18 protein-coding genes and 1 pseudogene are annotated in these 23,614 nt (G+C 72.2%); 9 read left to right on the top strand and 10 right to left on the bottom strand.

Going from position 1 to position 23,614, the window contains the following annotated elements; all coding sequences use genetic code 11:
• Positions 1–7: 7 nt before the first annotated feature.
• Both QP939_RS46950 and QP939_RS46945 read right to left on the bottom strand, forming a co-directional pair.
• Positions 8–1,672, bottom strand: a complete 1,665-nt coding sequence (locus QP939_RS46950; protein ID WP_285453358.1) for an AMP-binding protein — start codon at positions 1,670–1,672, stop codon at positions 8–10.
• Between the two features lie 71 nt (positions 1,673–1,743).
• Positions 1,744–2,364 carry a TetR/AcrR family transcriptional regulator gene (locus tag QP939_RS46945; protein ID WP_285453357.1) on the bottom strand — a complete coding sequence of 207 codons (621 nt, stop codon included), beginning with the start codon at positions 2,362–2,364 and terminating at the stop codon, positions 1,744–1,746.
• A gap of 69 nt (positions 2,365–2,433) precedes the next feature.
• On the opposite strand from QP939_RS46945, the gene QP939_RS46940 reads away from it, so the two are divergent.
• The 7 genes and pseudogenes from QP939_RS46940 to QP939_RS46910 all read left to right on the top strand — a co-directional run bounded on the left by QP939_RS46940 (position 2,434) and on the right by QP939_RS46910 (position 11,992).
• Positions 2,434–3,585: an acyl-CoA dehydrogenase family protein gene (locus tag QP939_RS46940; RefSeq protein ID WP_285453355.1), complete on the top strand. Its 1,152-nt coding sequence runs from the start codon at positions 2,434–2,436 to the stop codon at positions 3,583–3,585.
• Positions 3,586–3,593: 8 nt separating this feature from the next.
• Positions 3,594–5,159 (top strand): AMP-binding protein, encoded by a 1,566-nt coding sequence (locus QP939_RS46935; RefSeq protein WP_285453353.1) that lies wholly within the window; start codon positions 3,594–3,596, stop codon positions 5,157–5,159.
• Positions 5,156–6,754, top strand: coding sequence for an acyl-CoA carboxylase subunit beta (locus tag QP939_RS46930; RefSeq protein WP_285453352.1), 1,599 nt, complete (start codon positions 5,156–5,158; stop codon positions 6,752–6,754). Before QP939_RS46935 ends, QP939_RS46930 begins: the two co-directional genes overlap by 4 nt.
• Before the next feature lie 5 nt (positions 6,755–6,759).
• Positions 6,760–8,714 (top strand): annotated as a pseudogene (locus QP939_RS46925) (acetyl/propionyl/methylcrotonyl-CoA carboxylase subunit alpha).
• The gene (locus QP939_RS46920; RefSeq protein WP_285453351.1) at positions 8,711–9,454 is read left to right on the top strand and encodes an enoyl-CoA hydratase/isomerase family protein; all 744 of its coding nucleotides are present in this window, start codon (positions 8,711–8,713) and stop codon (positions 9,452–9,454) included. The pseudogene QP939_RS46925 and the gene QP939_RS46920 overlap by 4 nt, the downstream one beginning before the upstream one ends.
• Position 9,455: 1 nt before the next feature.
• Positions 9,456–10,247 carry a TIGR03084 family metal-binding protein gene (locus QP939_RS46915; RefSeq protein WP_285453350.1) on the top strand — a complete coding sequence of 264 codons (792 nt, stop codon included), beginning with the start codon at positions 9,456–9,458 and terminating at the stop codon, positions 10,245–10,247.
• Positions 10,244–11,992 carry an acyclic terpene utilization AtuA family protein gene (locus QP939_RS46910; RefSeq protein WP_285453349.1) on the top strand — a complete coding sequence of 583 codons (1,749 nt, stop codon included), beginning with the start codon at positions 10,244–10,246 and terminating at the stop codon, positions 11,990–11,992. The genes QP939_RS46915 and QP939_RS46910 overlap by 4 nt, the downstream gene beginning before the upstream one ends.
• A gap of 55 nt (positions 11,993–12,047) precedes the next feature.
• Here QP939_RS46910 and QP939_RS46905 read toward each other — a convergent pair whose 3' ends face one another.
• The 3 genes from QP939_RS46905 to QP939_RS46895 all read right to left on the bottom strand — a co-directional run bounded on the left by QP939_RS46905 (position 12,048) and on the right by QP939_RS46895 (position 14,436).
• Positions 12,048–12,884 (bottom strand): poly(ethylene terephthalate) hydrolase family protein, encoded by an 837-nt coding sequence (locus tag QP939_RS46905; protein ID WP_285453348.1) that lies wholly within the window; start codon positions 12,882–12,884, stop codon positions 12,048–12,050.
• A 14-nt stretch (positions 12,885–12,898) separates the two neighbouring features.
• Positions 12,899–13,408, bottom strand: a complete 510-nt coding sequence (locus tag QP939_RS46900) for a CHAP domain-containing protein (protein WP_285453347.1) — start codon at positions 13,406–13,408, stop codon at positions 12,899–12,901.
• 140 nt (positions 13,409–13,548) lie between these two features.
• Positions 13,549–14,436, bottom strand: a complete 888-nt coding sequence (locus QP939_RS46895; RefSeq protein ID WP_285453346.1) for an XRE family transcriptional regulator — start codon at positions 14,434–14,436, stop codon at positions 13,549–13,551.
• 85 nt (positions 14,437–14,521) lie between these two features.
• On the opposite strand from QP939_RS46895, the gene QP939_RS46890 reads away from it, so the two are divergent.
• Positions 14,522–15,388 carry an XRE family transcriptional regulator gene (locus QP939_RS46890; protein WP_285453344.1) on the top strand — a complete coding sequence of 289 codons (867 nt, stop codon included), beginning with the start codon at positions 14,522–14,524 and terminating at the stop codon, positions 15,386–15,388.
• A gap of 139 nt (positions 15,389–15,527) precedes the next feature.
• Positions 15,528–18,485, top strand: coding sequence for a trypsin-like serine protease (locus tag QP939_RS46885; RefSeq protein WP_285453342.1), 2,958 nt, complete (start codon positions 15,528–15,530; stop codon positions 18,483–18,485).
• 89 nt (positions 18,486–18,574) lie between these two features.
• Here the strand turns inward: QP939_RS46885 and folP are convergent, their stop codons facing one another.
• From folP to QP939_RS46860, 5 genes are read right to left on the bottom strand one after another with little or no spacing between them, the layout of a single operon-like run.
• Positions 18,575–19,465, bottom strand: a complete 891-nt coding sequence (gene folP, locus QP939_RS46880; protein ID WP_352249350.1) for a dihydropteroate synthase — start codon at positions 19,463–19,465, stop codon at positions 18,575–18,577.
• Positions 19,462–20,331: a formyltetrahydrofolate deformylase gene (gene purU, locus QP939_RS46875; protein WP_285453341.1), complete on the bottom strand. Its 870-nt coding sequence runs from the start codon at positions 20,329–20,331 to the stop codon at positions 19,462–19,464. Before purU ends, folP begins: the two co-directional genes overlap by 4 nt.
• A 17-nt stretch (positions 20,332–20,348) precedes the next feature.
• On the bottom strand, positions 20,349–21,248 hold the full coding sequence (locus tag QP939_RS46870) for a tetrahydrofolate dehydrogenase/cyclohydrolase catalytic domain-containing protein (RefSeq protein WP_285453340.1): 900 nt from the start codon (positions 21,246–21,248) through the stop codon (positions 20,349–20,351).
• Positions 21,245–22,099: a methylenetetrahydrofolate reductase gene (locus tag QP939_RS46865; protein WP_285453339.1), complete on the bottom strand. Its 855-nt coding sequence runs from the start codon at positions 22,097–22,099 to the stop codon at positions 21,245–21,247. Before QP939_RS46865 ends, QP939_RS46870 begins: the two co-directional genes overlap by 4 nt.
• Before the next feature lie 6 nt (positions 22,100–22,105).
• Positions 22,106–23,473, bottom strand: a complete 1,368-nt coding sequence (locus QP939_RS46860) for an aminomethyl transferase family protein (protein WP_285453337.1) — start codon at positions 23,471–23,473, stop codon at positions 22,106–22,108.
• Positions 23,474–23,614: the final 141 nt, after the last annotated feature.

The raw sequence follows: 23,614 nt of genomic DNA, 5'->3' as shown, positions 1-23,614 counted from the left end.
GGCGCGGCTAGCCGTACAGGTCCTGGTGCCGGGCCCGGAGCTTGTACTTGAGGATCTTCCCGCCCACGGTCTCGGGAAGCGCTTCCGCGAACACCACCGCCTTCGGGGTTTCGTAGCCCGCCAAGCGTTCGCGGCAGTACGCGATCAGCTCGGCCTCCGCCGGGTCGGCACCCGGGCGCGGGACGACGACCGCCGTGACCGCTTCGCCCCAGTGCTCGTGCGGGATCCCGATCACCGCCGCTCGCAAGACCGCCGGGTGCTCGTGCAGCACCGCCTCCACCCGCATGCTCGAGACGTTCTCGCCGCCCGTCTTCACGATGTCCTTGTAGCGGTCGACCATCACGCGCAGGCCGTCTTCGTCGACCACCACCGAGTCGCCCGAGTGGAACCACCCGTCGCGGAACGCCTCTCGCGTCGCCGCCTCGTCGCGGTAGTAGCCCGCCGTCATGATCGGGGACCGGTAGACCGCTTCGCCCGGGGTGCCGCGGACCGGCTCGCCCAGCTCGTCGACCACCTCCGACGCCAGCAGGCCGCTCGGCACGCCGACGTAGTTCATCGCGGGCGCCGTGCGCGCGTGCACCTCCGGCCACGCGCTCGGCCAGAACCGGTGGCAGGCGATGGCTTCCGTCTGGCCGAAGATGCCGACCGCGACGAACCCCGGCGCCGTGCGGGCTTCGAGTCGTCGCAGCAGCGCGGGGGACAGGGCGCCCCAGCCGTAGACCAACGCCGTCAGCGACGTCACGTCCAGCTCCGGGTGCGCGTCCAGCTCGTCGGCCAGTGCCGCCACGAACTGGGGCGAACCCGCCCAGACCGCGGTCGCGCGGGAGCGGGCGAGCGCGGCGGCAACCGGGCCGGGTGCGGGACGGCGGCCCAGGGTGAGCGTGCCGCCCGCGAAGAACGTCGAATACGTGAACAGCGCGTCACCGACGTGGTAGATCATCGGCAGGAACGTGCAGACCCGCAGGTCGGCCTCGTGCCGCAGGCCGCGCGTCAGCGAGAGCGCGAAGTTCAGCCCGCCCAGGTGGACGTAGCTGTGGGACAGCATCACGCCTTTCGGCAGCGCGGTCGTGCCGGAGGTGAACAGCAGCTGGAAGATGTCGTCGCCGTGGATCTCGACGTCGGGCTCGGTGACCGGGTGCCCCTCGAGGAACGCGCCGAACGACGGGCTGCCCGCGACCGGGCCGCCGCCGACCGTGATCGTGGCGCCCACGCGCAGGTCCGCGACACCGTCCAGCCGCGGCCAGAGTTCCGCGTCGACGATCGCCAGCCGTGGTTCGGTGAGCCGGACGAGGTGGGCGAGGACGTCGGGTGCGAGACCCGGGTTCAGCGGGACGGCGACCATGCCCGCCTTGGCGATCCCGATCTTGGCCAGGAACGCCTCGACGGTGTTCTCGCAGAACAGCAGCACGCGGTCGCCGGGGGACAGGCCTGCCGCGGCCAGTGCGTGGGCGAGCTGGTTGGCGGCCTCGTCGGCCTGGCGGTAGGTGACCGCGGCGAACCGGTCTTCACCGTGGGCGCCGTCGGCCGAGGCGAGGGCCACCTGGTCCGGACGGCTCCAGGTGAGGCGCTCGAAGACGTCGCCGATCGACGTCCGCTCCCAGCGGTGCACGGCGCGGCGGCCGCGCAGCGTCTCGACGTCGATCAGGGCTGCGGTGTGGTCGGTCGCGGTCATGCCGGGGCTCCTTCGCCGTCGCTGCCGCCGACCAGCATGCCGTGACCCAGGTCACCGACGCAAGAAAATAGTTATTCGCGATTCACTGACGACGTCGGTGCGCAGGTCACGCCCAGGCAGGCGTGCGCCATCTCCTCCAGCAGCTCCGCCAGCCGCTCGGGCGCCAGGCCGCTGCGGAAGAAGAGCGTGGACTGCACCGCGCCGATCGCCGCGTGCACGGCCAGCCGGAGCTCGCCGTCGGCGAGGTCGGGCCGCAGCGGGGCGAGCACGTGGACCCAGTCCTCGAGGTAGTGGCGCTGCAGCCGCCGCAGCCGCCGCCGCTCGTCCTCGGGCAGGTTGTGCACCTCGCGGTGGTAGACCGCGAGCACCGTGCGATCCTCGATCGCGACCCGGACGTGGTCCCTGATCAGCCCGGACAGCACGGCCCGGTCGTCCGGCCCGGCGGCGAGGATCGCCGCGGCGCCGTCCTGCAGCCGGGTCATCACGCGGTCGAGCAGCGCGACCAGGATGGCGTCCTTGTTCTCGAAGTGCCGGTAGACGCCGGAGCCCACGATGCCGGCCTCCGCCCCGATGTCGGCCATGCCGATCGCGTGGAACCCGCGCCGCGCGGTGAGCTTGGCGGCGGCGGTCAGGATCCGCTCGCGCCGCTCGGGGTCGCGCTTGCGGCGGGTGACTGGAGTGGATGCCGTCATCTTGTCATCCTCGCAGACGGACGCTACGGTGCGCTATTAGTGAATAGCAAATCACTAAGGAGCGTCGGTGTGGACGTGCTCGAAAGCGATGAGACCCGTGACCTCCGGGCCGCGGTGGCCGCCATCGCCGCCCCGTTCGGCGGCCGCTACTACGTCGAGCACGCCCGCGAGGGCCGGGAATGCACCGAGCTGTGGCACGCGCTCGGCGACGCGGGGTTCATCGGCGTCAACATCCCCGAGGAGTACGGCGGGGGCGGCGGCGGACTCGCCGAGCTGACCGTCGTGATCGAGGAGAGCGCGGCGAAAGGCGCGCCGATCCTGCTGCTCCTGGTCACCGAGGCCATCTCGGCCGAGGTGCTCACCGAGTTCGGCACGCCGGAGCAGCGCAAGGAGTGGCTCCCCGGCCTGGCGAGCGGGCGGCGCAAGGTCGTCTTCGCCATCACCGAGCCCGACGCCGGGTCCAACACCCACAAGCTGGCCACCACCGCCCGCCGCGACGGCGACGAGTGGGTGGTCGACGGCGAGAAGTACTACATCTCCGGCGTCGACACCGCCGACGCGCTGCTGCTGGTCGCCCGCACGGGCCGCGATCCCGATGGCACAGCCCGGCTTTCGCTGTTCCTGGTGCCGGTGGACGCGCCGGGCCTCACGGTCACCCCGCTGCCGGTGGACGTCATGCTCCCGGAAAAGCAGTTCACCCTGCGCTTCGACGGCGTCCGGCTGCCCGGGACGGCCCTCGTCGGCGAGGAGGGCGAAGGCTTCCGCCAGGTCTTCCACGGCCTCAATCCCGAACGCATCACCGGCGCCGCGCTCTGCGTCGGCATCGCGCGCTACGCCCTCGACGTCGCGAGCCGCTACGCGCGGGACCGCACGGTGTGGGACCGCCCGATCGGCGCCCACCAAGGGGTTTCGCACGCCCTCGCGAAGGCCAAGATCGAAACCGAACTGGCCGCGCTGATGACGCACCGCGCGGCCGCCCTGCACGACCGCGGGCTGCCCGCGGGCGAGGCGTCGAACATGGCCAAGTACGCCGCCGCGGAGGCCGCGCTGGCCGCCGTCGACGCCGCGATCCAGACCCACGGCGGCAACGGCGTCTCGGCGGACTTCGGGCTGCTGCCGTACTGGGGGCTGGCCCGGTTGCTGCGGATCGCCCCGGTGAACCGCGAAATGATCCTCAACTTCGTCGCGCAGCACAGCCTCGGGCTGCCCCGGTCCTATTAGGAGGACTGATGACGGACCACAACCTCGTCCACCGCGTCAACGTCGGGGACGCGCTGACCCGCGTCGCGTTCGCCCGGCCGGAGACCCCCGCCGTCGTCGACGGGGACCGGCGCTGGACCTACGGCGAGTTCGACGCCTGGGTCAACCGGCTCGCGCACGGCCTCACCGCCCGCGGTTACACGACCGGGGACGCCCTCGCGCTGGCGTCGGCCAACAGCGCCGAGTTCCTCGCCGTCTACTACGCCTGCGCCAAGCTCGGGCTCGTCTGCGTCCCGATCAACCTCGGCTGGCGCAGCGGCGAAGTCGCCTACGTGCTCGAGCACTCGCGGGCCCGCGGCATCGTCGTGGAGCGCCAGCTCGCCGACGCCGTCGCGCCCGCGGTGGCGCAGGTCCCCGCGGTGGCCGACGTGATCCTCGCGCCCGGCACCGGCGGTGCCGCCGAGGGGCTGGACTTCGACGACGTGCTCTCGGACGACACGTCCGCCCCCGAAGTCGTGGTGGAGGACCGCGCCCCACTGTCCTATCTGTACACCTCGGGTACGACGGCGGCGCCGAAGGGTGTCGTCGGCACGCACCTGGCGATCCACCTCGAGTCGATGTCGGCCGCGCTCGACTCGGGCTGGCGCGCCGACGACCGGTTCCTCGCGATGATGCCGATGTTCCACACCGCGCAGCTGAACGCCTTCTGCACGCCCGCGGTCGTCGTCGGCGCCACGATCCACGTCCACCGCGGCTTCGACCCGGAGCGTTTCCTCGACACGATCGAACGCGAAGGCATCACCCAGGTCTTCGGCCTGCCGATGATGTACCGCGCGGCGCTGGACCACCCGTCCTTCGCCGACCGCGACCTGTCGTCCCTGCGCCGCGCGGTGTACGCGATGGCCCCGATGCCGGAAGCGCAGATCAAGGCGTGCCTCGACGGCTTCGGCTGCGACTTCGCGCTGCTGTTCGGGCAGACCGAGATGAGCCCGATCACCACGCTCTTCCGGCCCGAGCACCAGCTTTCGCACGTCGGCGCGGTCGGCACGCCGCTCACCGGCGTCCAGGTCGGGATCATGGACCCGGACGGGAACCTGCTGCCGCGCGGCGAGCAGGGGGAGATCGTCTACCGGGCGCCGTCGACCATGCAGGAGTACCTGCGCAACCCCGAGGCGACGGCGGAGGCGTTCCGGCACGGCTGGTTCCACTCCGGCGACGTCGGCTTCTTCGGACCGGACGGGGTGCTCTGGTTCGCCGACCGCTACAAGGACGTCATCAAGACCGGCGGCGAGAACGTCGCCTCGATCGAGGTGGAGCGGGCGGTCTACGACACCGAGCCGGACGTCGCCGAGGTCGTGGTGGTCGGGCTGCCGCACGAGCGGTGGACCGAGGCGATCACGGCGGTGGTCGTGCCGAAGCCGGGCGCCCGGATCGACGGCGACGACCTGCGGCGGCGGCTGAAGGACCGGCTCGACGGCTACAAGGTCCCGAAAGCCGTGATCGTCGCCGACGAGCTGCCGCGCACCTCGACCGGGAAGATCCAGAAGAACGTGGTCCGGGAGCGGCACGCCGGGCACTACGGGGGCACCGCATGACCGTCCTGAAGTCCCTGCTCGACGTCTCCGCCGAAAGCTACGCCACCAACCGCAAGGCGCAGCTGGAAGCGTTGGCGCGGCTGGAGGAACAGCTCGAGCTGGCCATCGCCGGGGGTGGTGAGCGCTACGTCCAGCGGCACCGCGACCGCGGCAAGCTGCCGGTGCGCGAACGGCTGGAACTGCTGCTCGACCCGGACAGCCCGTTCCTCGAACTGTCCGCGCTCGCGGCGTGGGGCACCGACTTCACGGTCGGCGCCTCCGTGCTCACCGGCATCGGCGTCGTGTCCGATGTGGAGTGCGTGATCATCGGGCACGACCCGACCGTCCGCGGCGGCGCGATGAACCCGTACTCGCTGCGGAAGACGTTGCGCGCCTTGGAGATCGCCCGCGTGAACCGGCTTCCGGTGATCAACCTCGTCGAGTCCGGTGGCGCCGACCTGCCCACGCAGGCCGACCTGTTCGTGCCCGCCGGGCGGATCTTCCACGAGCTGACCGAGCTGTCGTCGCTGGGCATCCCTACGGTCGCGATCGTGTTCGGCAACTCGACCGCCGGTGGCGCGTACGTGCCCGGCATGTGCGACTACGCGGTGCTCGTCGACCGGCAGGCCAAGGTGTTCCTGGGCGGCCCGCCGCTGGTCAAGATGGCGACCGGCGAGGAGGCGGACGACGAGTCGCTGGGCGGGGCGGAAATGCACTCCCGCGTCTCGGGCCTGTCGGACTACTTCGCCGTCGACGAACGCGACGCCATCCGGCTCGGCCGCCGCATCGTCTCCCGGATCAACTGGTGCAAGCTCGGCCCGGCGCCGCGCCCGAACCCCGAACCGCCGCGCTACGACCCCGAGGAGATCCTCGGCATCGTGCCGCCGGACACCAAGGTGCCCTTCGACCCGCGCGAAATCCTGGCCCGCACCGTCGACGGCTCCGACTTCGACGAGTACAAGCCGCTCTACGGCACGTCGCTGGTGACCGGCTGGGCGAGCATCCACGGCTATCCGGTCGGCGTGCTCGCCAACCACCGCGGCGTGCTCTTCAGCGAGGAAGCCAAGAAGGCCAGCGAGTTCATCCTGCTCGCCAACCAGACCGACGTGCCGCTGGTGTTCCTGCAGAACACGACCGGCTACATGGTCGGCACGCAGTACGAGCAGGGCGGCATCATCAAGGACGGCGCCAAGATGATCAACGCCGTCACCAACAGCACGGTGCCGCACCTGACGGTCAACATGGCGTCCTCGTTCGGGGCCGGCAACTACGGCATGTCCGGGCGCGCCTACGACCCGCGGCTGATGTTCGCCTGGCCGGGCGCGAAGCTCGCGGTGATGGGCGCGGCCCAGCTCGCCGGGGTGATGTCGATCGTCGGGCGCGCGTCGGCGGCGTCGCAGGGCCGCGAGTTCGACGAAGACGCCGACCGGCGGCGCACCGCGGCGATCGAGAGCCAGATCGAACGCGAGTCGCACGCCTTCGCCGTCACCGCGCGGCTCTACGACGACGGCATCGTCGACCCCCGCGACACGCGCGACGTGCTGGGGATGTCGCTGTCCGCCGTCCACTCCAACCGCGTCGAGGGCCGGCGTGGCTTCGGCGTCTTCCGGATGTGAGGCCGATGATCACGAAACTGCTGGTCGCCAACCGCGGGGAGATCGCGGCGCGGGTCATGCGCACCGCGCACGACCTCGGGATCGCCACCGTCGCGGTGTACTCCGACCCGGACGCGGGCGCCCCGTTCGTCCGGCTCGCCGACGAGGCGGTCCGGCTGCCCGGCGCCGCGCCGTCCGAGACGTACCTGCGGGGTGACCTCGTCATCGCCGCGGCCCGCGCCACCGGCGCCGACGCGGTCCACCCCGGCTACGGGTTCCTGTCGGAGAACGCCGGGTTCGCCCGCGACTGCGCCGCGGCCGGGCTGACGTTCGTCGGCCCGTCTCCGGACGCCATCGCGTCGATGGGCTCGAAGCTGGAAGCCAAGGCCCTGATGGACGCCGCCGGGGTCCCGGTGCTGCCGGGCGCGACCGTCTCCGACGACACCGACCTCGCCGCGGTGGCCGCGTCCATCGGCTTCCCGGTGCTGGTCAAGGCCGCGTTCGGCGGTGGTGGCCGCGGCATGCGCGTGGTCCACGACGCCGCCGCGCTCGCCGAGGCCGTCGAAGGTGCCCGACGCGAGGCCGCGTCCGCGTTCGGCGACGGAACCGTGTTCCTGGAACGGTTCGTCGTCGACCCGCGGCACGTCGAGGTGCAGATCCTCGGCGACACGCACGGCGAAGTGGTGCACCTGTTCGAGCGGGAGTGCTCGATCCAGCGCCGCTACCAGAAGATCGTCGAGGAGTGCCCGTCCCCGGCGGTCGACGACGCCCTGCGCGCCGAGCTCGGTGCCGCGGCGGTCGCCGCCGGGAAGGCCATCGGCTACACCGGCGCCGGCACCGTCGAGTTCGTGCTGGACCGCGACGGCCGGTTCTACTTCCTGGAGGTCAACACCCGGCTGCAGGTCGAGCACCCGGTGACCGAGCTGGTCACCGGCCTGGACCTGGTCGAGCTGCAACTGCGCGTCGCCGAGGGGGAGCCGCTGCCGCCCGAGGTCACGGGCGCGCGGATCACCGGGCACGCGATCGAGGTGCGGCTCTACGCCGAGGACGTCCCGGCCGGGTTCCTGCCCGCCACCGGGACCCTGCACCGGTTCCGCGTCCCGGCGGCGCGGGGTGTCCGCGTCGACTCCGGGGTCGTCGACGGCTCGGTGGTCGGCCCGCACTACGACCCGATGCTCGCCAAGGTGATCGCCCACGGCCGCACCCGCCGCGAAGCCGCGCGCACGCTGGCCCGCGCGTTGCGGCACGCCGAACTCCACGGCGTGACGACCAACCGCGACCTCCTCGTCGGCATCCTCGGCGAGGCCGAGTTCCTGGCCGGTCACACGGACACGGGATACCTGATGCGGCACGACCCCGTCGCCCTCGGCGCGCCCGAAGGCGGCGGCGCCCGGCAGGCCGCGGCCGCGGCGCTGGCCCGGCAGGCCCGCCACCGCCGGGACGCGCGGGTCCTGCCCAGATGCCCTCCGGCTGGCGCAACGTCGGCGGCGTCCCGCAACGGGTCGCGTACGTCAGCGGCGGCGACACCCTGGACGTCGCCTACTCGGTCCGCCGGTCCGGTCTCCGGCTCACCGTCAACGGCGCACCGCTCGGCGACTCCGTGCGGCTGCTCTCGGCGGAACCCGACCTCGTCGAGCTGGAGATCGACGGCGTCCACCGCACCTACCGCGTGCACACCCGCGCCGGAACGTCCTATGTGGACGGCGCGGACGGGGCGGCGGCGCTCGCCGAAGTCCCGCGCTTCGCGGACCCGGACGCCGCCGCGGCCGCCGGGTCGCTGCTCGCCGCGATGCCCGGTGCGGTGGTGCGGGTGCTCGTCGAGGCCGGGGAAAACGTCGTGGCCGGGCAAGCGCTCGTGGTCTTGGAGGCGATGAAGATGGAGCACACCGTCACCGCGCCGATCGACGGCTCGGTCGCCGAACTGCGGGTGCGTCAAGGCGACCAGGTCGACACCGGCCAGGTGCTGGCGGTGGTGGAGTGATTTCCTACGAGGTGCACAATGGCGTCGCCTGGCTGACGATCGACCGCCCCGAAGCGCGCAACGCACTGTCCAAAGAGGTCCGCGACGGGTTGTGGGCGGGCACCCGGCGGTTCGTCGCCGACGACTCGGCCGCCGTGCTCGTGCTGACCGGGGCCGGGGACAAGGCGTTCTGCGCGGGTGGCGACCTCAAGGAAATGGCCGAGACGGCACTGGAAATCCCGCCGCCGGACTTCCTGCCGCAGTTCGGGCGGAACGTCGACGTGCCCAAGCCGACGATCGCCGCGGTCAACGGCGTCGCCTACGCCGGGGGATTCCTGCTGGCCCAGCAGTGCGACCTCGTCGTCGCGGCCGAGCACGCGCTGTTCGCGGTGACCGAGGTGAAGGTGGGCCGGGGCGCGCCGTGGGCCGCCCCGCTGTCCTGGCTGGTGCCGCCGCGGGTCGCCATGGAGATCCTGCTGACCGGCGACCCGATCGACGCCCACCGGGCGCGGGAGGTCGGGCTGGTCAACGACGTCGTCCCGGCGGCCGAGCTGCGGTCCCGGACGCAGGCGCTCGCCGAGCGGATCGCCGCCAACGCGCCGCTTTCGGTGCGTGCGGCCAAGCGGACCGCCTACCTGTCCCGCGCCGACGTCTACGAGCGCGCCGAGGAGATCTGGGCCCCGGTGTACCGCTCGCGGGACGCGCAGGAAGGCCCGGCGGCGTTTCGCGAAAAGCGCACGCCCGTGTGGGAAGGACGCTGACATGGCCGTCTCGCTGGACGCGCTCCTCGACGACCTGCTCGCCGAAGCCGCTGACGTCGACGCGATGATCGGCCCGCTGGACGACGCCGGGATCGCCCGGCCGACGCCCGCCGCCGGGTGGACGATCCGCGACCAGGTCACGCACCTGGCCTTCTTCGACGAAGCCGCGACGCGGGCCGCGGTCGATCCCGGCGGCTTCCGGGAGGAGGCGTCGGCGTTGATGGCCGACGGCATGGACTTCCCCGACCGCGTCGCCGTCCAGCACGCGGGCCTGAGGGCGGCCGAAACCCGGGCGTGGTTCGCGCGGGCGCGCGCCGGGTTCGTCACGGCGTTCCGCGGCCGCGACCCGCGCGCCCGGCTGCCCTGGTACGGACCCGACATGAGCGTGGCTTCTTCGGTCACCGCGCGGATCATGGAAACCTGGGCGCACGGCCAGGACATCGCCGACGCGCTCGGCGTGACCCGCCCGGCGACCGACCGGTTGCGGCACATCGCCCACCTCGGCGTCTCGACGACCGCGTTCAGCTTCCGGCTCAACGGCCGCGAGGTGCCGACGGCGCCGATCCGGGTGGAGCTGCGCGCGCCCTCCGGTCCACTGTGGACGTGGGGCGACGCGGACGCCGCCGACCGCGTGGAGGGCACCGCGCTCGACTTCTGCCTGACGGTCACCCAGCGTCGGCATGTCGACGACACCGGGCTCGTCGTCACCGGACCGGTGGCCCGTGAGTGGATCGGGATCGCCCAAGCCTTCGCCGGAGCGCCCGGGCCCGGCCGCGAACGGAGCCACGCATGAGGCGCCCGATCCGGATCGCGAACTGCTCCGGCTTCTACGGCGACCGCCTCGCGGCGGCGCGGGAGATGGTCGACGGCGGCCCGATCGACGTCCTCACCGGCGACTACCTCGCCGAGCTGACCATGCTGATCCTCTGGAAAGCGCGGCGGAAGGACCCGGCCGCGGGCTACGCGAAGACGTTCCTCACCCAGCTCGAAGAGGTGCTGGGCACCTGCCTGGACCGCGGGATCCGGATCGTGTCGAACGCCGGTGGCCTCAACCCGCCAGGACTCGCCGACGAAGTCGCCGCGCTCGCCGGACGGCTGGGCCTGCACCCAAAGATCGCCTACGTGGACGGCGACGACCTCGTCGACCGGCTGGAGGACCTGCAGGCGGCCGGGCACGACCTGGCCCACCTCGACACCGGGCGCAAGCTCGCCGAAGCCGGGGTGACGCCGGTGACCGCCAACGCCTACCTGGGCGGCTGGGGCATCGCCGAAGCGCTGGCGGCCGACGCCGACGTCGTCGTGACCGGCCGCGTTACCGACGCGTCGCTGGTGACCGGCCCGGCGGCCTGGTGGCACGGCTGGGCGCCGACGGACTTCGACGCGCTCGCGGGGGCGATGGCCGCGGGCCACGTGATCGAGTGCGGCCCGCAGGCCACCGGCGGCAACTACGCGTTCTTCGAAGAGATCAGCGACCGCCGGTACCCGGGCTTCCCGATCGCCGAGGTCGAGGCCGACGGCTCGAGCGTGATCACCAAGCACGAGGGCACCGGCGGCCTGGTCTCGGTCGGCACGGTCACCGCGCAGCTGCTGTACGAGATCGCCGAACCGGCCTACGCCGGTCCGGACGCGGTCGCGCACTTCGACACCGTCCGGCTCGAGCAGGCCGGACCCGACCGCGTGCGGATCACCGGCACCCGCGGCAGCCCGCCCGGCGACCGGCTGAAGGTGGCTCTCAACCACGACGGCGGCTACCGGAACACGATGACCCTGGTGCTCACCGGCACCCGCATCGAGGAGAAGGCCGCGTGGGCCGAGCAGCAGCTGTTCGAGCTGCTGGGCGGCAAGGAGCAGTTCGCCGAGGTCGACGTGACGCTGTTGCGGTTCGACCACCCGGACGCAGCCGTCAATGCCGAGGCCACCGCGCACCTGCGGATCACGGTGAAGGACCCGGACCGGGCCAAGGTGGGCCGCCGGTTTTCGAACACGACGATGGAGCTGGCGCTCGGTGGCTACCCGGGGTTCCACACGACGACCCCGCCGTCGGCGGAGAGCGGCTTCGGCGTCTACTGGCCGACGGTGGTTCCGGCGGCCGAAGTCGAGCACCGCGTCACCCTGCCCGACGGCACCCGGCGGGTGATCCCGCACCCGCCGTCCGGGCCGATCGCTGCGCACACCGTCCCTTGTGGACCCTGTTCTTTCGAGGGCCCGACCCGGCGGGTGCCGCTGGGAGAGGTGGCCGGTGCGCGGTCCGGCGACAAGGGCGGCAACGCCAACATCGGACTGTGGACCCGGACCGACGCGGAGTACGCCTGGCTCCGGTCTTTCCTCGACGTCGACCGGTTCCGGGAGCTGCTGCCCGAGGCGGCCGACCTCGAAGTCCGGCGGTTCGAGCTGCCGAACTTGCGGGCGCTCAACTTCGTGGTGGTCGGGCTCCTCGGCGCGGGCGTGGCGGCGTCGGTCCGGCCGGACCCGCAGGCGAAGGGGCTCGGCGAGTACCTGCGCAGCCGTGTTGTCGACGTGCCGGAGTCCTTGGGTTGAGTGGTGGTCGTGAGTGGCAATTAGGGTTCTAACCCGAATCGCCACTCACGAGCCGCTAGACCGCGTCGGCCAGCTTGTTGCGGGCGAAGTCCGACCACGCGGCCGTGTCCGCCTTCAACGCCGGGCTCGAGCCGAAGAACACGCTCTTCGCCGTCTGGTCGCCCGCCAGCTGGTACTGCAGCCACGCGGTGATCGCGCCGACCAGGCGGTACTTCGTGTCGCCCTGCAGGAAGTGCGTGGCCCCAGCGAGCTGGGCGTACACCGCCGGGACCTGGTCGCACGCCAGGAAGCGGCTCTTGACGTAGAACGCCGGGACGATCGTGTCGAGCTGGCCGGAGACGAAGAACGCCGGGCCGTGCAGCAGGTTCACGTTCCCCTGCGGGCCGGGCATGATCGGGACGGTCGTCTTCACCAGCGGGTCGGCACCGGCCGCGATCGCACCGCCGCCGCCCTGCGAGTGCCCGGCGGCCGCGATCGCGCCGACGTCGATGTGGTTCCGGAAAACGCTTCCCGCGCGGCCGTTCTCGGCGATGAGGTACTTCGCGCCGTCGAGCATCTCCTGGCCGGTGCCCGACTGGCCGGTGTTCGCCGCCGCGACGACGTATCCCCAGCTGGCCAGGTGGGTGAACAGGACTTCGTACTGCTCGACCGTGGCGCCGGTGCCGTTGCCCCAGATGAGGACGGGGTGTTTCGCCGTGTCACTGCCGATGTCGGCGGGGTAGTACAGGGTGTGCGCGGCGTCGCCGGCGGCCTTGACCGTCTGGTGCGGCCCGGCCTGCTCGTAGGCGCGGGCCCCGGTAGCGGCGGTCGACGCGGCCGCCACGGGGGTGAGGGTGATCGCGGCGGCCACCGCCGTGGTCGCCAGGAAAAGCCGTCTGCTGAGGGCAGGCATGGGGGACTCCCGGATCAGTTGTAGAAGTGGATGTAGCGGTAGGAAGAGATGTTCACGTCGTGGACGAGGTAGTGGCCGTCGCCGGTCCAGTTGTAGTCCTCGACGGTGATGGTGCCGCCGTGGACGCTGTCGACGATGGCGACGTGGCCGTAGGTGCCGTAGTCGGTCTGGGCGATCGAGCCGACGGTCGGGGTGTTGTCGACGCGGAAGCCGTGGGAGCGGGCGTTGTCGTCCCAGTACTTGGCGTCGCCGTAGTCGGCCGCGCTCCGGCCGTGGCGGGCGACGTTGAAGGCGGCCCACGAAACGCACTCGCGGTTGTACATGTTCCAGTCGTCGACGACGGAGTCCTGCGGGACATCCCGCCACTTCGAGGGGTAGATGTCGCCGATGGCGGAGGCGGCGGAGGAGGCGGGAACGGTCCCGAAGGCGGCGGCCATGGTCGTCGGCTCCGCGGCGACGGCGGTGGAGGTGGTTGAGAAGGCGAAGGCGAGGACGGCGGCCAGGGTGAGCAGGGGACGTCGCATGGTGGGGCCCTTTCCGGTGTGGGTGAAGGGAGGCACCGCGAAGGTAGGTCCATGATCAGGATCGGCCCAGACCTTTGTGGACGGCTGCTGTGGGCGGAGGAGAACGCGCAGGTCGTGGGCGGACGTTCACAGAATTGCGGTCACCATTCCCAGCCCGCGCCCCGGATCCCCGGCCGCACGTCCCTCAGCGCCAGTGTCGCGATGTGCGTGGCTCCCACCGCCAGCGGACTACCCGGATGCTCCGGCCCGCCCAGCCCGCGCTGCTCATAAGACCGCACGCTCCGCGGCACCCGCGGACCGAAGTGCACTTGGCACACGTACTCCGGCACACAGCGGGTGAACCGCCGGTGGTAGTGGTCGATCGCCGAACCCGGCGGGAACCGGATCTCGTACTCCACCACCGTCACCTCGCCGCGCGCCAGCGCGTGGTCCAGCAGCAGCTCGCCCGCCAGCATGCCGCTCCCGCGGTCCGTGCGGACCCGGCCCAGGCGGGCGAACCGGACGTACCGGTAGCTCGGCTCCGCGGTCAGCGGCCCGTCCGCCTGGTAGTACGTCATCATCCGGTCCACGCCGTCGACCGCCGCCTCCGCGACCATCCTCACCTGCAGGGACCGCTCGCACCCCTGCTCGTCGAGGCTCACCCGGTCGTGGATCGACCAGAACGACAGCTGGCCGTCCGGGGGTGGCTTCAGCTCGCCCGACAGCGTCCGCAGCTCCGGCCACAACCGCCGGCGCTCGATCCGGTCCGCCGGTTCGCCGAGCCAGCGTCCGCGCGGCGCCTTCGGGCCCAGCCGCGACGTCAGCGCCCCCGCCTCCAGCCCCAGCACGGACTCCAGGTGCGTGATCGCGACCATCGACTTCTCGCGCTCCGGCTGCGACCGCCCGCGTCGCCAGTAGGACAGCGCCGAGCGCGACAGCCGCACGCCGCGTGCGGCGAGGTGGTGCTGGAGCCGATCGAGCGACAGCCCGGACTCGTCGATCGCGGCGTCCAGCGTGACCGCGAACGATCCCGGAGACGACCGAGTCACCCGTCCAGCATGATCAGTCACCGCCGGTGAGGGAACCGACGAAAGTCGCTGGCAGGCACGCCGTCGCGGACGTGAGAGTGGGCCCGTGCCGTCTTTCGCCAGCGCTTTGGACGCCGCCATCAGCGACGCCGGGCTCACCCTCGACCGGGTTCGCGAGCACCTGGCCGCCCGCGGGGTGACCGTCTCGCGCAGCGCGCTGGCCTACTGGCGGCACGGACGCTCCCGGCCCGGGCGGGACGCCTCCCTGCACGCGGTGTTCGAGCTGGAACAGGTGCTCGGCCTGACCGCGGGCACCTTGACGTCGCTGCTCGGCCCGGGCGAACGCGCTGAGCCGCGCGAACCGCGGACGGCGTTGCTGGAGCGACGTCGGCTCTGGCCGTCGGTACGGCCCGTGACGCTCGAACTGCGGTCGCCGCCGGAGGACCAGGTGCGGTTCTGGTCGGTGCACGACCAGCTGGAGGTCGGCGAGCGGCAGGAGCGGCGGCTGCGCGTGCGCCTGGTCGCCGAGGCCGCGGTCGACGGCGTCACCCGGATGCTGACCTACTACCAGAGCGAGGACCGTGGCCGACCGGCGCCGCGGTTCGCCGCCGTGCATTGCTGCCGCCAGGGACGCGTCCGCGCCGACCCGGCCAGCGGGCTGCTCGTCGGCGAGCTGGTCTTCGACCGCGTCCTGGCCGCGGGCGAGGTGACCGCGGTCGAGTACGAGCTGGTGTTCCCGCCCGGCCGTCCGGTGCACGGCTACCACCGCCGCATCACCCGCCCGACGTCCTCCTACACCTGCCAGGTGCGTTTCGGCGCGGACGCCCCGGCGTCGGTCCTCCGGTTCGCGCAGCGCGACCTCGCCGCGCCCCGGCGGCAGGTGGAACCCCTTCGCCTCGGCGCGGACCACACGGTGACCTTCGCCGTGCGGGACGTCCGCGCGGGCATCGTCGGCACCGGCTGGACCTGGTAGCAATTCTGTGGACGAGGGCCGCCGACCAGCGGGTTTTCCGTCGTGAGCGCGCGGTTTCCACATCGCCTGGGAATCGGGTGGCGCGGTTCTTACCGTCCGTTGTGCTGTATTCCTCCCTCTCACCACACCGGAGCAGCACATGCGAAAACCAGCACTGCTCGCCGCCGTTTTCCTGGCGACGGCGGCTCTCTCGGCGCCACCGGCCACGGCCGCGCCACCCCCGTCGGTGCCGCTGGGCACGGCACCCGCCGTTCCGGCCGGTGCCACCGAGGACGGCGCGGCCGTGCCCGGGCAGCTCACCGTTTCGGTCGCCCTGAAACCGCGGGACGCGGCGGGCGCGGAACGCTATGTCGCGGCCACCGCGGACCCGCGTTCCCCGCTGTACCACCGTTACCTGAGCGCCGCGGAGTACACCGAGCGATTCGGGCCCACCCCGGGCGCCGTCGAGCAGGTGCGGAAGTACTTGACCGGCAAGGGTTTGCACGTCGAGGACGTCACCGGCAACCGGCAGGTCGTCACGGCGTCGGGTGCGCCGTCCGCGGTGGAGAGCGCCTTCGGCACGTCGATCGCCGGGTTCCGCGGTGCCGACGGCGCGCGGTTCTTCAACGCCACCAAGCCGACCGCGGTGCCCGCGGACATCGCGGCCGTCGTCCGCGGCGTCACCGGGCTGACCGACCGGCCGGCCGCGCACCGGGCGAGCGGCCCCGCCGGACCGGCCGGACCCGCCGGCGGGTACACCCCGGCGCAGCTGCGCACCGCCTACAGCATGTCCGGCCTGTCCGGCAGCTACGACGGATCCGGGGAAACGGTCGGCCTCATCGAGTTCGACACGTTCAAGCAGGCGGACATCGACGCCTGGACGCAGTACTTCAAGCAGCCGGCCGTCACCCCGGAGCTGGTGAAGGTCGACGGCGGCGTCCCCAGCCCGGGCAGTGACCAGATGGAGGTCACGCTCGACATCCAGGCCGTGGCCGCCACCGCGCCGCGGGCCAAGCAGGTCGTCTACTCCGCGCCCAACTCCGACCAGGCGTGGGTGCACGAAATGGCGCAGATCGCGTCGGACAACAAGATCACCATCCTGTCCGGCTCGTGGCTGAACGGCGAGGTCTGCGAGGCCGACCCGATCGCGGCCTCGCACGACTCGTACACCCAGATGGCCGCGCAGGGCATCACGATGCTGTCGGCCTCCGGCGATTGGGGCGCCACCGGCTGCGGCTACCGGGGGGACAACTCGACCATCCAGGCCGACTACCCGGCCAGCGACCCGCTGTTCACCGGCGTCGGCGGCACGCAGCTGCGGACGTCCGACGGTGCCGGCACCTGGCAGTCGGAGACCTGCTGGAACCAGGGCAGCAGCGGCAACACCCGCTCCGGCGGCGCCTACTCGAAGATCTACGCGCGGCCTTCGTGGCAGCCGGGCACCAACCAGTACCGGTCCGTGCCGGACGTCTCACTGCTGGCCGACTACGGCGCCGGCGCACTCTCGGTGTACCTGAACGGCGGCTGGCTCGACGTCGGCGGCACCAGCCTGTCGTCGCCGCTGTGGGCCGGTTATGTCGCGATGCTGAACCAGAAGTCGCTCGGCGGCGGGAAGTCGCGGCTCGGGCAGCTGAACCCGGACATCTACCGGATCGCGGGCTCGGCCGACTACGCGACGACGTTCCACGACGTCACTTCGGGCAGCAACGGCACCTACAGCGCGGGCACCGGCTACGACCTGTGCACCGGCTGGGGTTCCCCGAAGGCCGACGCGCTGGGAGCGAAGCTGCTCGGCGGGGGCGACACCCCGCCGCCGACCGGTGACTTCAGCCTGTCCGCTTCGCCGTCCTCGGGCAGCGTCGCGGCGGGCAGTCCGGTGAGCACCACGGTGAGTGCGACCGCCACGGCAGCTGCGTCCCCGTCGGTCGTGGGCGGGACCCCGACCACGACGGCCGCGCACCCGTTCATCGTGTCGATGCGGCGTGAGGGCTCGGCGTTCCCGGGGCAGCAGTCCTGCACGGGCACGCTGTTCGGGCCGCACACGGTGCTGCTGGCCGCGCACTGCCTGCTGGAGAAGCCGGGCCACAAGTGGTTCGTCTACGGTGACGACGACCTGACCCAGAACGTCGGCACCACGGCGGAGATCGCGTCGCAGTGGGTCCACCCGGCCTACACGGACTGGCGCGACGGCGCGGACATCGCGGTCGTCGAGCTGGACCGCGACCTGCCCGTCCCGGCGAACACGACCTACCCGAAGCTCAACACCGACCCGAACCTGGACGCGGCCGGGACGATGGGGCTCTCGATCGGGTGGGGCCAGATCGCCGCGAACACCTACAGCACGGTGCTGCGCCAGGCCGACGTCCCGGTCGCCCCGGACAGCGCGTGCAAGGGCCGCTACACCGACAGCCGGGGCCAGGAGCAGTACAAGGTGCCGTCGATGCTGTGCACCGGCTACGCCGACCACCACGCGGGCGCGTGCATCGGCGACAGCGGCGGCCCGTTCCTGGTGGGCACCACGGTCGTCGGGGTGTTCTCGTGGATGTCGACGTCGTGCGACTGGTACGCGGTCTACGCCCGCGTGTCGACGTACGCCGCGGACATCGCCCCGCACCTGCCCGGCGGCGGCACCCCGCCGCCGTCCGGTGCGATCGGCCTGACCGCCTCGGGCCTGCCCTCGGGCGCGACCGCGGCCTTCAGCCCGGCGAGCATCGACACCGGCGGCCACTCGACGCTCACGATCAGCACGAGCGCGAGCACCCCGGCGGGGACGTACGACGTGACGGTCACGGGCAAGAGCGCGACGTCGACCGCGACGACGCACTACAGCCTGACCGTCACCGGCGGGCAGCCGTCGACGCTGACGCTGGCCAACCCGGGCAACCAGAACAGCTGGGTCGGCAAGGCGGCCGGCCTGGCGCTGCGGGCCAGTGGCGGGACGACGCCGTACAGGTGGTCGTCGACCGCGCTGGCACCGGGCCTGTCGCTGAACGCGGCCACCGGGGTGATCTCCGGGACGCCGACCACGCCGGACAGCAGGCAGGTCACGGTGACGGTCACCGACGCGGCGGGCAAGAAGGCGAGCGTCGCGTTCTTCTGGTTCGTCTTCGGCTCCTGAGCCGATCCGCCAGAGGCGGTGCCATCCGGACGCCCGGGTGGCACCGCCGCGACCGGAGGGCTCCGATGGCGGAGGCGCTCTTCGACTGCCTAGTGGACCTGGTGGGCTAACCCCACCGGCACCGGGCGGAGCAGGTCGCCGACCCGTGCCGCCACCACCGACGCCGGTACGTCGTGCACCCGGACGGCGAACGCGCCGCGGGCCGCCACCGCCGCGGTCACCGCCGTCGTGGCCGCCTCGCGCGCGGCGGCGTCGGCGGTGGACCCCGGCGCGACCGTCGTCAGGAACGACTTCCGGGACGCGCCGACCAGGACGTGCCGCTCCAGCGCGAACACCTCGTCGAGCCGCCGCACCAGCTGCCAGCTCTGCGCCGCGGTCTTCGCGAACCCCAGCCCGGGATCGACGATCAGCCGATCCGGGCGGAGCCCCTCGGCGACGAGGGCGTGCACCCGGCACCGCAGCTCCGCCACCACGTCGGCGACGACATCGCGGTAACGGCTGTGCTCCCGCATCCGGGCGCTGTGCGCGCGCCAGTGCATCGCGATGTACGGCGTGCCCAGGTCCGCGACGCAGCGGGCCATGTCCGGGTCGGCGAGCCCGCCGCTGACGTCGTTGACCAGCACTGCGCCAGCGTCCACCGCGGCCTCGGCGACCGTGGCCCGCATCGTGTCGATGCTGACCGCGACACCGGCCGCCGCCAGTTCCCGGACGACGGGCAGCACCCGCGCCCGTTCCTCGGCGGCCGGCGTCCGATCGGCTCCCGGCCGGGTCGACTCGCCGCCGACGTCCACCAGGTCGGCGCCCTCGCGCACCAGGCGCAGCCCGTGCTCGACCGCCGCGTCGACGGTGAGGTACCGGCCGCCGTCGGAGAACGAGTCCGGGGTCACGTTCAGCACCCCCATCACCAGGCAGCGGTGCGCCCCGGGCGCGGCGGCGACGGCCCGCTCGAGCACCCGGGCAGCGGCGGGCCGCGCCGTCACCGGAACACGATCGTCCGCGCGCCGTCGAGCAGCACCCGGTTCTCGGCGTGCCACCCGACCGCGCGGGCGAGCGCGAGACATTCGTTGTCCCGCCCCAGCGCCGTCACCTGCGCGGCCGACATCGTGTGGTCGATCCGGGCCACCTCCTGCTCGATGATCGGGCCCTCGTCGAGGTCGGCGGTGACGTAGTGCGCCGTCGCGCCGACCAGCTTGACGCCGCGCTCGGCCGCCTGGTGGTAGGGCCGGGCGCCCTTGAAGCTCGGCAGCATCGAGTGGTGGATGTTGATCGCCCGGCCGTCGAGCTTGCGGCACATCTCGTCGGAGAGGATCTGCATGTACCGGGCCAGCACCACCAGGTCGACGTCCAGCTCGTCGACCAGTCCCAGTACCCGCGCCTCCGCCGCCGCGCGGGTCTCGGGCGTCACGGGGACGTGGTGGAACGGAACGTCGTGGTGGTCGGCGAGCACGGCGAGGTCCGGGTGGTTGGAGACCACCGCCGCGACTTCGATGTGCAGGTCCCGGACCGACGACCGGTAGAGCAGGTCGTTGAGGCAGTGCCCGTAGCGGCTCACCATGATCAGGACGCGGGCCCGGCGTGCCGCGCGGGTCAGCTGCCAGGTCATCAGCAGCCGGGTGCCCACGGCCGAGAACGCCTGCCGCAACGCCGTCACGTCGGGCGCCGCGTCGTCCACCGGGGCGAAGTGGACGCGCATGAAGAACCGTGCGGTCCGCGCGTCCCGGAACTGCTGGCTCTCCAGGATGCTGCACCCCTGATCCGCCAGGAACCGCGCCACTTCCAGCACGATCCCCGGCCGGTCCGGGCAAGCGAGCGTCAGGACCAGGCTGGGGTCCTCGGCACCCGTCATCGTTTTTCTCTCCCTCGTCACGTCGTCTCCGTCCGGTGCCGGGCGGCCAGGATGGTGGTGCGGATGAGCCAGACGTCGGTCACCGGTCCGACGCCGCCCGGGACCGGGGTGATCGCCCGGGCGCGCCCGACGACCTCGTCCCAGGCCACGTCGCCGACGATGCGCGATCCGCCGCCGTCGTCGACGACGTTGATCCCGACGTCGACGACCACGGCACCGGCGCGCACGTGCTCGGCCCGGATCAGGCCGGGTACCCCGGCCGCGACGATCAGCACGTCGCCCCGCCGCGTGTGGGTGCCCAGCCGGCCGCCGACGCTCGCCCATTCGTCCACCGACGTCACCGCCGCCTGCTTGGCGTAGGCGAGGGACACCGCGGGTTTCCCGACGTTGTTCGACCGGCCCACCACCACGATCCGCGAGCGGCGGTAGAACGCCGACGGCTCTTCGCCGATCTCCGCGAGCCAGGTGTCCACGAGGTGGTACACGGCCGCGGCCGTCGACGGGACGTACCGCGGCGTGCCCAGCGCGAGCAGGCCCGCGTTCTCCGGGTGCACCGCCTCGACGTCCTTGACCGGGTCGAGGGCCGCGAACACCTCCGCCTCGTCCAGGTGCTCCGGCAGCGGCCGCAGGACCAGGATCCCCGAGACGGACGGATCGCCGTTCAGCTCGTGGACCGCGGCGAGGACCTCCTCGATCCGGGCCGATCCGGCCAGTGTCACCGAGCGGTGCGGGACGCGCAGCCGGGCCGCGGTGCGGTCGATGCGCCGCAGGTAGGCCGCGGCCGCCGGGTCGTCGCCGACCGACAGCGTCGCCAGCCCGAGCCGCTCGCCGCGGGCCGCCGCCGCGTCCCGTTCGGCGGCCACCTCCTCGCTCAGCGCCGCGGCGATCTTGCGGCCGTCGATGACGTGCGCCGTCATCGGGCACCTCCGGCGGTCAGCCAGTCCACGGTCACGTCGAGCTGGTTGAACGTGAAGACGTGCAGACCCTCGATGCCGGCCACGGCGTCGGTGAGGTACTTGCCCAGCGCGGTCAGCAGGCGCTCGGGCGCGTACGACCGCCCGAGCACCAGGCCCCGCAGCATCCCGTGCTGCTTCCGCAGGTAGCGGACCGACTGCCCGACGCCGATCTTCATCGACAGCTCGAGCAGCCGGGCGGTCTTGATGGGGGCGGCGAGCCCGATCCGCAGGGGCAGCCGCACCCCGGCCGCGCGGACGTCGTCGATCCAGCGCGTCAAGGCCGCCGCGTCGAAGCACAGCTGGCTGACCATGTAGTCGGCCGATTCCTGCTTGCGCAGCAACGTCTCGATCAGGTCGGCGTCGTCGATCTTCGGATGGCCCTCGGGGTAGCAGCCGACGCCGATCCGCCGCAGCCCGTGCTCGAAGTGGGTCAGCGATTCCAGCACTTCGCCCGCGGAGGTGAACTTGCCGACCGGGGCCTCGCCGTCGCCGCCGACCACGAACAGCTCGTCCACGCCGAGGTCGGTGACCCTGGTGACGAAGCGGCGCAACGCCTGTTCGTCGTCGACCATCCGGGCCGCCAGGTGCGGGACCACGCGAAACCCTTGCGCCACCGCCGAAGCGACGTGCTCGAGGGTCCGGTCCAGGCCGAACTTGGGCGAACAGGTGATGGTCAAGGGCGTCGCCCGCGGCACGCCCGAGACCTTCTGATCGGCACCCTTGAGCGGGATGACCTCGCAGGCCGCGGCCGCGACCAGTTCGCCGATCCGCAGGGCGACGGAGGTCTGCCCCGGGTACGGGAAGGAGTCCATGAGCCGTCAGCCCTTGGCGATGATCTTGGAGTAGTACGGGGCGGGTGCCACGGTGGCGCGGATCTCCCGCACCACGTGGTTCTCGACCGTCGGGCGCCGCGAGCCGGGCTCGCCCCAGAGCACGGTCACCTCGGTGCCCGGAGCGCTGTGCTCGATCTCCACCAGCGCCAGCGACAGGACTTTCCTGGTGTGCACGGAGAACCCGGTCCAGTGGGACAGCCCGATCTGCCGCCCGTCGCGCCGGACGCTGTCCGCCGGGAAGGTCGAGTAGCCCGCGTACGGGTAGTCCAGGTACTTCGCGGGTGGTTCCTCGAACAGGCTCGCCCGGTGGACCGCCATGACGTCGTCGACGTCGAACTCGAGCGTGACCTTCTTGCGGCGCGGGGACTTCAGCGCCTCGTGCAGGTACTCGCTGCCGTTGAACGAGCGATGCGGGTCGATCAGCTTGCCGTACCCGATCTCGACGGCGTCGACGTAGTAGTCCTCGATGTTCTCGACCTCGTAGCTGCCGCCGAGCGAGCCCATTCCCTCCATCGTCATGACGGGCAGCCACTCGCGGTAGCCCTTGGTGCCGTCACCGGTGTAGATCGCGGGCAGCGGGAACGGGTACCAGCCGGACTCGATGGGCAGGTTGTACATCACGACGCCGCCGACCTGGACCAGCCCGTGGTTCGGGCCGGCCTCGACGAGCGCGTCCCGCACCCGCTCGAAGTCCGCCCACGGCCCGGAAAGCTCGAAGCCCGCCTGGCCGGCCATGCCGTGCCGCAGGGCGCGGACGGCGGCACCGCCGATGGTCACCTCGCCGATCCGGAAGAACCCGATCTCCGGCATGTCCCCGTCGACGACCTCCGCCATCAGCGCCGGCGCGGTCGGCCCCTGGACCTGCAGGGCGTAGAACCGCCGGTCGTCGAGGCGGAACATCGAGTTCTCGTCGCGCTGCACCTCGACGTCCCAGCCGCCCGACTCCGCGTGGTACTGCACCCAGTTGGAGACCGGCTGGGCCCCGACGAGCCGGTAGAGGTCCTCCTCGAGCCGCATGACGATGCCGTCGGTGACGTGCAGTCCGCTGGGTGCGGCGCAGACGAGCTGCTTCGCCGAGCCGACCGGGAAGTCGGCGAACCGGTTGACCCCGACCTGCCGCAGCAGGTCGAGCACTCCGCTGCCGCGGAGGAAGAGGTCGGTCTGGTGGTAGGACATGTCGATCAGCGCGCAGCTCGAGTGCCACGCCTCCTGCTCGTCCCGCCAGTTCCTGACCTCCCGCGGAACCCGCGGGAAGGCGAACGGGCCGGTCGCGGAGGTGCGCAGCATCGTCAGCGGGTCGCCTGCCTGCCGGATGGCGTCGGCCAGGCTGACGAAGTTCGTGGGCGCGGACATATCGTTCTCCCGAGTGGGTGTAGGCATGAGTTTCAGCAGGGACCGAGTGCCTGACAGACAGCCGAGAACGCTTGTGACGTCCGGTCCGGGGGACGCTAGCGGCGGGCCGTTAGCCGGGGGGAAATGCGGTGTGAAGCGGGG

Source organism: Amycolatopsis nalaikhensis (assembly GCF_030264295.1).
Classification (GTDB): Bacteria; Actinomycetota; Actinomycetes; order Mycobacteriales; family Pseudonocardiaceae; genus Amycolatopsis; species Amycolatopsis nalaikhensis.
The sequence above is the reverse complement of the archived record's forward strand: the minus strand, read 5'-3'. Positions and strand labels throughout refer to the sequence as shown.